6 protein-coding genes are annotated in these 13,298 nt (G+C 39.6%); 1 reads left to right on the top strand and 5 read right to left on the bottom strand.

Features of this window, described 5'->3' with window-relative positions; all coding sequences use genetic code 11:
- Positions 1-34: 34 nt before the first annotated feature.
- The 3 genes from HGR01_RS05480 to HGR01_RS05470 all read right to left on the bottom strand — a co-directional run bounded on the left by HGR01_RS05480 (position 35) and on the right by HGR01_RS05470 (position 6,844).
- Positions 35-3,868 (bottom strand): Eco57I restriction-modification methylase domain-containing protein, encoded by a 3,834-nt coding sequence (locus HGR01_RS05480; protein WP_263420054.1) that lies wholly within the window; start codon positions 3,866-3,868, stop codon positions 35-37.
- Positions 3,869-3,930: 62 nt separating this feature from the next.
- A complete protein-coding gene (locus tag HGR01_RS05475; RefSeq protein ID WP_263420055.1) occupies positions 3,931-5,532 on the bottom strand; it encodes a helicase-related protein in 1,602 nt (533 codons plus the stop codon).
- A gap of 1 nt (position 5,533) precedes the next feature.
- Entirely contained in the window at positions 5,534-6,844 is a 1,311-nt protein-coding gene (locus tag HGR01_RS05470) for an IS701 family transposase (RefSeq protein ID WP_096621593.1), read from the bottom strand.
- A gap of 77 nt (positions 6,845-6,921) precedes the next feature.
- Between HGR01_RS05470 and HGR01_RS05465 the strand changes: the two genes are divergently transcribed.
- A complete protein-coding gene (locus tag HGR01_RS05465; RefSeq protein WP_052335479.1) occupies positions 6,922-7,962 on the top strand; it encodes a caspase family protein in 1,041 nt (346 codons plus the stop codon).
- A gap of 98 nt (positions 7,963-8,060) precedes the next feature.
- On the opposite strand, the gene HGR01_RS05460 is transcribed toward HGR01_RS05465, so the two are convergent.
- Together HGR01_RS05460 and HGR01_RS05455 are read right to left on the bottom strand one after the other, a co-directional pair.
- Positions 8,061-10,328: a caspase family protein gene (locus HGR01_RS05460; RefSeq protein ID WP_096622029.1), complete on the bottom strand. Its 2,268-nt coding sequence runs from the start codon at positions 10,326-10,328 to the stop codon at positions 8,061-8,063.
- A gap of 127 nt (positions 10,329-10,455) precedes the next feature.
- Positions 10,456-13,296 (bottom strand): CHAT domain-containing protein, encoded by a 2,841-nt coding sequence (locus HGR01_RS05455; protein ID WP_045874820.1) that lies wholly within the window; start codon positions 13,294-13,296, stop codon positions 10,456-10,458.
- Between the last annotated feature and the right edge of the window lie 2 nt (positions 13,297-13,298).

Here is a 13,298-nt window from a genome sequence, read left to right as displayed (position 1 = left end):
TAACTAAGCTATATGGACAATATAAAATTCGAGTTTATTTAAACATTTTGTCCCAAGCATCTAGGACTAATCTTTGTGTACGGTATTCGCCAAATTGCTTAATTTCGTTATTCTTTAAAACGCGGAAGGTTTCGCTGGGGAAGTCTTCGCCGTAGACATCAGCAGGGTCGAGAATATATCGAAGTTCATCACGGGTGAGTCCGTAGAGTTTGGCGTAATATGCGTCTAATTCTGCTCTTAATAATGCGCGTCTGTTGGGGTTCCAAGTGAAGGGTTCACCGTCATATCCCATATCTTTGGCGAAGGGTTGCATATCCCAAGCTGTGTAAACTAATTCGAGTACACGGGGGGTGATGAATTCGATATCCTCTTGAGTGTAGTATTTAGGTAATAAAATTGGTAACTGCCTAATATCAGAATTATTGATTGAGAAGCAATCCCTTTGTCGCAAGATATAGTCTAAAACCAAACTGTTAAGGTTTGATAATAGCAATAACCATTGTTGTGCTTTATAAGAATTTATTAGAATTACTCCATTTTCATTAATACAATGCGTTGGGACTATAGAAGCAATCATTGTTCTTTCATCTGTAGAACGAGCAATTCTCCGATATGCTAATATCCAATTATCTTTATCTTTACTTAGCCTCCGCATAAGTTCATTTTGTTTTACCTTATAGCGAGGATTAGTTTTAAAATTAGTATTTATATGTTCTTGATCAGTAACCTCATTAAATTCCTTATTGCTAAAATTATATAAAGAATAACGGTGATCGAATTGGTGAAACATTCGCGGCTCATATAGCTCTACATATTCGTCATTGTCAACTATTTCACTAACAAATAGAGAATTATCATTACTACTGTGAAATATGCCTTGAAGCATTTCGCAATGCCATTCAGAGAAGTAAGATATGCGTTTGTAAATATTTACAGTTAACTTTTTATCATAAGATGACCGAAAAGCTAACATAGTACTTGTTTCAGGATTAAATAGTGAAATCTCATACGGTTCAAGAGTGAAACTACGACGTTCATCTGTTAAGTCTCCAATACGTGTTGCAAAAAAGGAAAATACTGCTTGTTTAACTCCTACGTTATTCATGGTAAGCAAACAAAATTTGTAGCTTCTATGTACAGAGGGGAAAATACCTACACGATTTTCTAAATCTAATAGTGAAACTAATGTATTAGTTAACGACAATTCTTTAAAGAAATTTTTAGTCGTACTATCAGTTACGATACCAGTTGGTACAATGACTCCAACTCTGCCAAGAGGAGAAATCAACTTTCTTGTAATCTCAGCAAACACAGCATAAGTATTGATATCTCCTACCGCAGTCAACGGGAATTTTCCCGACTCTCTAATAAACTTACCTTGCGCTTCAGCATCATGCTTTGCTTCTTCAAAAGCTTGCGCTAACACAGGATTTTTCTTAGGTAATTCCTTAATTAACTTCTCCCTTGCTGCCTTATTGACAGCGTTAGCAATTTCCGCACTGTGAGAAGCAAAAAATTCTTTTTCTTGTAACTTTATCTTTTCCCAAGGTGGATTTCCTAACACACTATCAAATCCACCTTGCTCAAAAACTTCAGGAAACTCTAAAGGCCAGTGAAAGAAATGCTTATCTTCCGCTAATTTATTTGCTGCATCTACTATTCTTTTAGTTGGTAAATTACCACGTAAAAGCTGAGTTAACGCTTCTGTTGTTGGTAACAGTTGCAAATTCTGTTCAGTCAACGGCGTAAAAAATGCCGCAGTCCATAAATTACAAGCAGAATAATCCCGCCACCATCCCGACTCTTTACGAGTTTGCTGATATCGTGCTTGCTTTTCTCTCACTTGTTGCGGTGTGACTTCAGCAATATGTCCCAACTCCCGCACACTTTCTGCATAGTGTGTCCGTTCAGGTTCTAAATTCTCATCTATTGATAATTGTCCTTTATTTTCCTGCTCTTTCTTATTACGCTTTTTAAGCTGTGTCGCTAACTTCTTATCATCCCCAGTCACAGCTTTATACGCTTCATCAGGTATTCCTTCTTTCAAACAATTAATATCCAACACTCCCACTAGGGAATTACCACATTTAATTCTGTGATCTAAAAAGGTAAGGGGTAACTTACCAGGAAAGCCTTCAATCCATAACGCCACCTTGCACAAATCCACAGCTAACGGGTTTAAATCCACCCCATAAATGCAATTTTGAATAACATCTCTAATCGCTAATTTTAAAGGTTCACTTCCCGGTTCTACTTCGCCAGTACGAACTTTGGCTAATTCTTTCCCAATACATCTTGCTGCTGCTAAAAGAAAATGTCCCGAACCGCAAGCCGGATCGCAAACTTTTAAATCCAAAAGTGCTTTTTCTAATTCTTGATTATTTTCTGAATTGCGAAGTTTATCTTTTGTACTGCGAAGTTTTTCTTCAATTACTGGTACAAGTGCAGTTTTGATGAGTTGTTGTACAAGTTGTGGCGGGGTATAGTAAGAACCAGTAATTTTCCTTTCACTACCAAAAACCAAAGCAAATTCATATCTCCCCTGACTATGTATTACCTGGGGATGAAAATCTAACAAACTCTCATAAACGCTTCCTAATTCTTCGACATCTAAATATTCATAATTCACCCGCCGTAGTTGTACCTTGTCTTGATACAGCGATAACTGGCGAATTGCTAAAAGTAAATCATAATTATCAATTGCACAATCATCTAAAGCTGACAGAGTATTAGAACCAAATAAATCGCCATTCAGAGGAGACAAACCTAGTACTTCCCCGCGCCAGTTTTCATCAAATAGTAAAAAAGTTACCCGCAAACCCTGCCATAAATCTTGAAAACCTTCCCGCCGCCAATGAGGACGTTCAGCTAACTCTCGCAGTCGCTCAATGCTGTAATATTCTCGGTAGATTCTTGCTTTTTCTACATCATCCCCAATTAATAATAAATTGCGAGATTCTGCCACCATTAAAAACAGTAAGCGATAAATTAGCCGCAACAATTGGCGGTAAAATTCGTAACTTGTAATTTCTGTTTCGTAATGGGGGATAATTCCTAACTTTTGGCGCAGGTGTTCGTTTTGCGGATGTTGAATAAAGCCGTTACCTAGCTGAACTAAAGCTTTTTCAACCCCATCACGAAGTTTGTCGCGTACTCGTCCACCTTGTTGCAGTGCTTCTTGATGGTAATATTCCAGCAAACACTTATCTGCATCATCCACAGCTTCAGGCAAGCGGGAACGGTGGAACAGCCTATAAAATAAGCCAAACTCAGCAAAGTTTTCACCGTTGAGAATTTGCTCTAAGTCAAATTCGATATAAGTAAGACGAGTCATCAACGAAGAATCACGTAGCAACCGCCAACGAAAACCATTAGTTGCGATCGCCCACAAATGCTCTGTCTTGTTAAGATACTCCTGCACCAGTGCGTGTGCTGATAGCCTGGGTGTGCCACTGGGCGGACGTTTATCAACTTCTAGCCGACAACCAATAATGTGGATAGGTGGTTTATTTTCTCCCTCTTCCGCACGATGGGAAATCGCATAGGTTTGTCCTTCCACCACTTCGGCTGTTGCAGTATATACAGGGTCATAGCCTAGACTCTGTAGTAATGGCACTGCCCAAAGTTCACGAGTAATACTTGTAGCGGTGTTATTCTCATCTAATCTAGCCAATGCCCGTTGAAATGCTGCCCAATATGCTTTAGCATCGCCCCAAGCTGTAGCAATTTCATCTGCTAATTTATCAGTTTTATTAAAACCAAAATCCTCTGGCGATTGTCCTTTGATACTGCCTTCTAGCATTTGGGCAGTCATATCTGGAGCCAGTAAATTTCCTTCAATTTGAAGCGCAGTTAATGTAGTTTTCATATATAGAGAATTAAGAATAAAAATTACGTTTGCTTTGGCGCTAAAGCTCTACTACGAGCCTTTTACTTACGTCCAGGTTGGAGGATAAAAACGCCGAGAACATCCATCGGCAATTGGGGAGTGACGCGGATTCGTCCTTCTTTGGTAATGTCTCTCACTCGCTTATGGCTTTGTAAAAGTTCTTCCGCCCTTTCCCCTGCAAACTTTTCCAAATCTGGCTGGAGTTCTTCTAACCTTTCAAGTAAGTCAGCAATTTCCACCTGCTTGATAGCTTTACCAACATCGCTGACTGGCTTGGCTTGTTGCAGTAATGATGTTGCTGACAACTGCGACAACCAGTTAGGACTAGAAGGCGAACCTGTAAAGCCGATAACGGCGCATTCTTCCGCTAGTAGAGATGTAGTATTTCGCGTTTCTGTACTGCGTTTAGAACTGTCTAACAAATGCCGTAGCCTTACTAACAGTAAAGTCGTCCGCTTTTGTACAGCATTAGTTGTAGTAAAGCCGCATCGTGCTGCAATTGGTTCTGTATTATGAGAAAGCGCATCTTCTAGGATGTACCGCGCTAAACCTTCCACCAAGGGATGATTCCGCCCCACATATTCCACACCTTCTGGTGCTGGGGTGGTAAAAGTGAGTAAGCGCGACTTATCCCCTAACGTTGACTTGAGAAAATCTGGTGGTTGGGGAAGTAACCATCCCTGCTTTTTCTTAATTAAAGAACAAGAGATGCGATCGCACGCCGATAAGACAAAACGCTCTACATCCTGCTCATTCCCTAAAATCTGGTCAGAGTCAATTAATTCCTGTTCTACTTGCTCAGGCTTAATCGCACGTTGAGCAAAGCGAGTCCGATTAATTTTCTCCCGTTCAACTGCGTTGTCCCAATTCTTATGAACTTTATCAACTGCTGATTCTTCCTGAAAATCAAACAGAGATAACTGGATAACTTCAGCAGCACGTTCAAACAGAGATTTAAAAACAGCCTCCGCTACAGTCGTACTTTCCATTGGCACAGGAACAGTAATCCCCAAAGATTTGTGAATCTGAACAGCTTTGCGAATTAGAACATCCAGAACCGCACCATCAACAGGATTATCCTGACCATAAAGCAAGCAGGCTTTTACCTGACTGGCAGTTTGACCGTAGCGGTCTATACGTCCTTCCCGTTGCTCTAAGCGATTAGGATTCCAGGGTAAATCGTAGTGAATTACAGCACTGAAGTGTGTTTGCAGGTTTACCCCTTCACTCAAACAGTCTGTAGCTACTAGCACTCGTTGGGGATAAGATTTTAACTCTTCTAGTCGAGTTTCCCGCTCATCCTCTGAAAGTTCCCCAGTAATAGCGATTACCCGAATTTGGCTTCCTTTTTTCTCTAATTTCTGCCTGAGAGCATCAGCTACATAATTTGCCGTAGCAATGTAGCGACACCAGACAATCGGGTTCATCTCTTCTTTGAGCAGAGAATCGACTGTAGTAATGCATGATTGTAGCTTTTGGTCTTTTTCACCCCGCAACTTCTCTGCTGCTTGCACAAAAGCTTTTAGCTTGCGTTTATCTGTGTCCTTATAACTTTGCTGTCCTTGTTCAATTACCACAGTGGGTGATGCGTCAACTGCTTGTTCTTGTTCTGTGGGATCGTGAACATAACCCTCTTTTGTCACTCTAGGCAGAGGAAAAGTAGAAATCAGGGTGAATCAGGGATATAAAAATTGAACTGGTGAGGCTATAAATAATAGATTGAAGTTTAAAAAAACCCAAAGCTAATTGAGGAATAGGAAAAACCGTTAACCAGGGATATATCAGATTAAATAAAGTAAAAGGTTGAATAATCAAACGAAGATTGTTAAGAATGTTCTTCCAGCCATTTCCATTATCCCACCAAGGATGTGAAACAAATTTTGACTCTCGTTGTGATGGAGACTGAAACAGTTGCTCCGAATGCAGACTAACCATTAAATAAGCACTGCAAATAATTTCCCACCATCGCTCAATATCTGGGTAGTGAGTCAGGCGAAAATCTGACCAACCTAATTCATTCTTACTTTGTTTTAACCCGTACTCGACCCAAGTTCTTAAACCGTAAAAATTTCCAACTTCTCTTGGCGTAATGTCTGGATATTTACTCATCACATACCAAGTAGTGTTATCAGGCAAATTTTCTGGATCTGTAGTAATTTGCCAATATCTAAGTTCTCCACGTTTTCCCGGAATAATTTCTCTAATAAATCGATTTTCCCGACTCAAGTCAGAGAATACCCTTTGAAACTTCTGCCACTTTAAATATTGAATATGTTGTCGTGGAAGTATTTCTACATAATGATTTGACCGAATCGCTACTATATAGTTCAAGTTTAGTTCATCTAATACAGATATGAAATTCTTACCACTCTCTCCATATAAGCTATCTGCAAGTACTAAGTTGAATTTAAAACCCATTGATTGTAGCTTTTTTATCAGTATTGCTGCTATTTCTGGTTTAGTGCGGTACTTATCTCCTGCCTGTAATCTTTCCCTGGGTTTATACACTTCAAACAGTAATGGAAATGTCATCCCACAGAAAACACCATATACTGTCACTGCCACAATTCCATTATCTGTTTTTCCCAAATTTCCTATATACTGCCGTTTCACATAATCTGTCTTGCTCCCTTTCTTTTTATCCCCTGTCTCATCAATAATTAAAATGATTGGTCTACCTTTTAGCACTTGTAAAATTAACTCTAACCTTAAGGTTCTTAACTTTTCTATATCCCAAGGTGATGTAGTTAGAAAATGATGCAACCCTTGCTGGTTATCTAATCCTACGATTTTTGCTATTTCTGGCAATGTTTTACGTTTTAGATCAGAAATGCAGCCTACATGGAGATATTTAAAAGCCTCGAAACTCCTAACATCTGGAAACAGACTTTTATACCACTGGCAATATTCGTCCACAAATTTGACTGTTGGTGCGGCTGGACGGGGCTGTACCATGCTCTGTGTCTTGGTTCTAGCATTTTTACCTTATTATACTACTGCCAGAGTGACAAAACAGGGTTAATGACGTTTTATTGCAACGTGAGTTATTAATTCACCGCTTTGGTTTTAATCCTCAAAATATTTTGACTCTGACTGATAAACAAGCCACGCGCAAAGGTATCTTACAAGCCTTTGAGGAGCATTTGATTAAGCAAGCCAAACCAGGGGATGTGGTAGTATTTCACTTTTCTGGACATGGTTCACGAGTAATTGACGCGGATCGGGATCATCCAGATGGTTTTGTTAGTAGCTTGGTTGCTGTCGATAGTCAATTAGCATCGGATAATTCTTCTAGCACCAAAGAGGTTACGGGACACACACTTTGGTTATTGATGGCAGCATTGAAGACGGAAAATGTGACTTTTGTTATCGATACTATCTATTCTGGTGGTTTAGTCAGTAGCGCATTGAAATCTTCTCAGTTAGAGGGGAAATTTCAAGTTAGCCCCGAAGAAAAGGCTTACCAAGCAACCTGGTTACAACGTTTAGGTTTGTCAGCAGAGGAATTTATAAAACAACGGAGAATCGGAATACCTAAAGGAGTTGTGCTTGCAAGTGCAAGGCGCGATCAATTTGCCATCGATGCCAGCTTTAATGACTTTCATGCAGGACTATTTACTTATACTTTTACACAGTATCTCTGGCAGCAAAGTGGAAATCTAACTTTGGGTGAATCATTTGTGAATATTGCTCGCAATGTCAATGCTTTAAGTTTTGAGCAAGGTAATTTTCAAGAGCCTGTACTTTTTGTTAAACCCAACAGCGATTATCAGCAACGTCCCATGTATTTTATTGGAGTACAAGCACCGAGCGCAGAAGGGGTAATTACGCAAGTTAAGGAAAATCAAATAGAAATTTGGCTTGGTGGTGTTAATCCAAAAAATTTGGAGAACTTGAATAAAAGTGCTGTTTTTGAAATCATCAATGCTGAAGGTCAGCAGCAAGGAACAGTCAAGCTTGAAAGTCGTAAAGGATTGGTGGGATATGCAAAATTGCTAGCATCTCCAACATCTATATCACTAAAACCTGGACTGTTATTACGTGAGAGAGTTCGAGCCACTCCTTCAAGATGATCGGTTGCTTCTAAATGTGAATTGAAACAAATGAGGTTAGGTAAAATACTTGACCTCCTACAAATGACATAATAATACTGTAAGTTTACTCAATTTTACTAACTCACTACTTCAAATGGAATCGACATTACGGCTAACTTCGTAGTATCAACCCCACGTTCTCCCTCTGGAAGTTGGATATTTTCTACAATAATTCCACCGCGAGTGCTTCTGTCTAAATCATCAAGCAAGTTATTAGTTAAATCTAAAAATTCATCTCCGGTTGCTGTTATGAGGCTGCGTTTACCAGCTTGTCCTTGAGCATCTGCGATCGCTTGGAGTTTCTCGAGTAAATCCCGTAATGGTGTCGGACTGGCAATAATCAGTATTTCTGAAAAGCCCAATGGCTTGCCAATGTTTATCCTTGTGCCGCTACGTTGATGTTCGGCTTTAGGAATTAGTACTTTATCTCCACCTGCTATTGATGCGGCTAATATCGGTTCTTCTGACCAATCATAAGGAAAGAGATTTGCAATTTCTCCAGCACTATCTATACCTAAAATAGTGACATAAAGAGGTACGGATTCTTGATTGTGAACCTGGAAGGCTATTGTTGTATCCAAGGGTAATTTTGGTATACCAGAATCGGAAATACTTACTGGTTTTGATGGTGCTGATTGGTTTCCATTGTCATTATTTGTTTTGGCTCCACGAGGTGTAAAAGTATTGGCGAGAGGTTCTTGACTATCAGCAACGATCATGGAGACGGAAATATTGATTTTTGATGTATTTTTATTGCCAATAATATTTTTAACAACTCTAGCAGCCCAGAATGATTTAAGTGTTGATTTTAAGCGTTGCACTGCGGCATTTAATGTTTCTCCGGCATCGTCAAAGGAATTAACAATAATTGCGTCTAAGGTAGGTGTAAATAAGCCAAAGCTACCTACAGCAGGTAAATTTGGGATTTTTTGTTTCTGTAATTCTTGATATTTGGCTTGAGTCATCCGACCAAATATATATTGCACTTCTTGTTGTCGCAGAGCTAAGGCTTCAATACCAGGTATTGTTTGTAATGCTTGTTTCGCTTGAGCAATGATATTACTATCAAGAGAACTATCATCTAGTCCGATTTTTAAAGTTATATCTTTAGGAATAGTGCGGATACGCTCTTGTAAAAGAGTTCCTTTTGCTAATGCTGTTTGTGTGCGTGTGTTGTTGAGTAATTTACCTTTAGCAAATAAGCCTTGACGGGATTCAATTTGTACATGTCCCCGTGCTTCTCCTTTTTCATCAATAACTGTTAAAGTTGCACTTTTATTGAAACTCTCTAGACTTTGGGGTTCGATTCCACCCAACCATAAATTTACTTGGTTGCCATTCACACCAGTAATGACGGCTTCTGCGGGAGTTGCTTTAGGAGGTAAAAAGTATAATGGAGAGTTGAGATTTTTGATGTTTCTTTCTATTTCTGCTTCTTGAAAACCGCCAGTATTCCATGCTATCGTGCGAGCATTATGGCGAACATAAGCGAAAGTTTTAGCAAAAGCTTCATTGCTGTTTACTTGCCAAAGATATTGAGTTAAAGCGTAAGTAAAAGCTCCAGCACGAAAGTCACTAAATTGACCATCTACAGCAAATTGATCTGGTTTTGCAGATGTAATTACTATTCCCTTGGCAACATTTTGGCGGCGTTTGGTAATAAAATCTTGTTGTGACAGTGGGATTCTTTCTAATAATTTACGCTGTGTTTCATATTCTTCTTTACTAGGTAAGAAATTACTTCCACCATCACGGGAACGAACGGCAAAATTTCCCCGCTTTGTACCCCCTGAGTAACAACAATCTAATACCACAGTGACATTTGTGGTTTGCAATGCATACATGAGTAAAAACAGTGTGCCTCCCATAATATCTTGCACCACACCACCATTGGGAAGAAAGGAACTATCAACAGGGACAATTGTACCGTTGAGTCCACCGGGCATATCTTCATCTTTGACACGCGAACCATGTCCAGAAAAATGGAAAATTACAACATCACCAGGTTTGGCTTGCTTGATTAGGTGTTCGTCAAATGCTTGTAAAATACCTTGGCGTGTGGCTTGTGAGTCGGTTAAAGTCAGAATATTTTTTTCGTTAAAACCAAAGCGGTTGGTTAGTAACTCTTTTTGTAAGGAAACATCGGTTAAGCAACCTCCTAGAGTAGGTATGCTGTTTTTATAATCGTTTATTCCCACCAGTAACGCCAGTTTGCGGGGTGTGTCTTGTGCTAAAACTTTTGCGTAACGTTCTCCTTGACGCATGATGTCTAACTGGCTGATACCCATTGTGGCTAAAGCAGAACCAGCGAATTGAATAAATTGACGGCGTTTGATGTAAGACATGGTGATTTTGGATTTTAGATTGTTTGGTGATTTGTATTTCTGGGGGTGTAGGAGGATATGCCAGTTTTGACGTATTTTCTGTAAAGATAAAGGCTTTAAAATTTCCTATTTCGTTGCAAAGGGTAGGTCATTGAGATTCACCGATGAGGGTAAAAGCTGCCCATTGTGATGGATTTGAATATTTTTTCTTGGTGTCGAGCATGGCTTTTCTTAATGCTGTGGCTTTGTCCATTTTTTGTTGCAAATTTTGATAAAACTCAGTCATTAAAAATGCGGTTGAACCATCATCAACTGACCAGAGGGAGACGATAACACTGGGTACTCCGGCACTAATAAAAGAGCGAGATAAACCGATAACACCATCTCCTGTAATTCTTCCTCTACCTGTGTCGCAAGCACTGAGAACTACTAAATTTGCTTTGAATTCCAAGCCGAAAATTTCTTCTGCGGTTAGTAGTCCATCGCGTTTTTGCTCTTCTTTGGTGAGAGGAGATGAGGAGGAGTTAGAATTTTCGGGTGTTAGAGCAATGGAACTATCTAAACCGCGAACATCATCAAATAAGCTGTGGGTGGCAAAGTGAATAATTTGTGCTTGCGGTAAGCGTTGGACTACGGTGGATTCTGTTGCTTGCTTGCCAATTAAGGGTTGAACTTTAAATAAATTAGCGATGACTTTAGCTTCTTTTTCTGCGTAAGGTAGAGGTGGTAATAGTTGCGGTGTGACGCCAATTTTGATTGGAACTTTAGGCATGATGGGATTACCTACAATCAGCATATCATTGGTCTGTAGGGTTTTCTTTTCACGTTTTTGATATTGTTTTTCAGTTAAATCTAAAACTTGAATTGATGGAGATGTGAGGATGGTATGTTTATCAATCAGGTATTTGCCATTTTTGTCTTCCAATGCAGGGAAAGGAACTAGAAATAATGATTCTTGGGGTATGAATACTACTTTATCGGTTTCTTTTTTGGGCAATAGGTCAGCTATGGGTGAGATTAATATTTCGTGGAGTTTTTGTAAGCGTTTTTTCTGTTTTTCTGGATTGATTAGAGGTGGGTTTTCCATTTTTGCACCTCTGACACCAATTGATTTACGGCTGGTTTTAACTAATTCCTCTAAATTTGTCTTTTCTTTCTGCCATAATGGTTTGAGGTCAGATTTGCGGAAGATGACTTCTCCTGTGGGTTTTATGACCCAGATATATAGCTCTGATTCTTTCCATTGTTGTTTACCATTAATTTTGAAATTGCCACCGATAATCGAATACTGAACAAGGGTAGCATTTTGTGATTTGGCAGTTTTTTTAATTTCAGTAATATTGGGTGGGGTTGGAAATTTTTCTTTGGAGTTAGTTGATAAACGGGAGGCAAGTAGCTCCACAAATGCTCTTCCCCTTCCACGTTCGGATATTTCTAAAGCTGCATCAGTTTTATTCTGAGCAATGAGAAATTGTTGCAAAATCCGATAGGCATTAATATAGGTTTCAAAAATTGAGACTTTCTCACTATCCTTTAATTCCCGACCTCGGAGAGATTCATAAACTTTTATGCTTTCCATTAAGGTACTCTCTGCTAAAGTAAGTTTTCCTTGCTTCCAGTAAGCAGATCCTAGATGCATCAGTGCATTACCTTCATCTTTGCGATTTTTAATTTCTCGTGTGATTGTCAATGCCTGTTGATAGTAATCAATAGCTTTGGGGTAATCTTCCAAATAAAAGTAGGTAATACCGAGATTTCCCAGTGCTATACCCTCACCATTACGGTCTTTAATTTCTCGTGCGATCGCCAAGCTTTGTTTTTGGTAGTCAATTGCTTTTGGGTAGTCTCCCAAAATACCAAAAATATTAGCAAGTTCTACCAGTGATTGACGCTCAAGTAAACGGTCTTTAATTTCTCGTGCAATTGCCAAGCTTTGCTGCTGGTAGTCAATTGCTTTTGTGTATTCTCCCAAGGAACGGTAGATAAAACCAAAACCGCCAAGTGAGTGTCCCTCATCTTTACGGTCTTTAATTTCGCGGGCGATTTTTAAGCTTTGTTGATTGTAGTCAATTGCTGTGGGATAGTCTCCCAAGGCATTGTAGACGGAACTCAGATTTCCCAGTGATTGCCCTTCATCTTTACGGTCTTTAATTTCGCGGGCGATTTTTAAGCTTTGTTGAAGGTAGTCAATAGCTTTGGCGTAATCTCCCAAGGAATAGTAGGCAATACCGATATTTTCCAGCGCAGCACCCTCACCTTGACGGTTTTTAATTTCCCGTGTGATTTTTAAGCTTTGTTGAAGGTAGTCAATGGCTTTGGGGTAGTCTCCCAAGGAATAGTAGGCAATACCAAGATTTCTCAGTGCAGTGCCCTCACCTTGACGGTCTTTAATTTCTCGTGTGGTTTTTAAGCTTTGTTGATGGTAATCAATGGCTTTGGGGTAGTCTCCCAAGGAATAGTAGGCAATACCAAGATTTCCCAGCGCAGTGCCCTCACCTTGACGGTCTTTAATTTCACGGGCAATTAATAACCATTGTTGATGGTAGTCAATGGCTTTTGGGTAGTCTCTCAAGTTATTGTAGGCAAGACCGAGATTTTTCAGTGCATTACCCTCACCTTGACGGTCTTTAATTTCGTGGGCAATTACTAACCATTGTTGAAGGTAGTCAATGGCTTTGGGGTAGTTTTCCAAAGCTCCATAGGTAGCACCAAGACTGCCGAGAGATTGACCCTCACCATTACGGTCTTTAATTTCGCGGTAGATTTGTAGTGCTTTTTGCCAAGATTGTAACGCTGCTTCAAATTGACTCGTTTGAAACTGCTCAATACCTTGCTGTAAAAACCTATCAGCTTCCGCTTTCCTTTCATCCACCGTCTGTGCCAAAACCCGCGATTCAGTAAACACTATTGGCAACCGAGAACTCAATGAAGTTGAAAAAATAGCCAATAGACAAACAAACACACTTAACCCAACTTTGCAGGAACGCATAG

Origin of the sequence: Tolypothrix sp. PCC 7712, assembly GCF_025860405.1 — a bacterium.
GTDB lineage: Bacteria > Cyanobacteriota > Cyanobacteriia > Cyanobacteriales > Nostocaceae > Aulosira > Aulosira diplosiphon.
The sequence above is the reverse complement of the archived record's forward strand: the minus strand, read 5'-3'. Positions and strand labels throughout refer to the sequence as shown.

Coding starts and splice junctions, on each gene's coding strand:
- HGR01_RS05480 (WP_263420054.1), bottom strand. CDS start 3,868: ATGAAAACTACATTAACTGCGCTTCAAATTGAAGGAAATTTACTGGCT.
- HGR01_RS05470 (WP_096621593.1), bottom strand. CDS start 6,844: ATGGTACAGCCCCGTCCAGCCGCACCAACAGTCAAATTTGTGGACGAA.
- HGR01_RS05460 (WP_096622029.1), bottom strand. CDS start 10,328: ATGTCTTACATCAAACGCCGTCAATTTATTCAATTCGCTGGTTCTGCT.
- HGR01_RS05455 (WP_045874820.1), bottom strand. CDS start 13,296: ATGCGTTCCTGCAAAGTTGGGTTAAGTGTGTTTGTTTGTCTATTGGCT.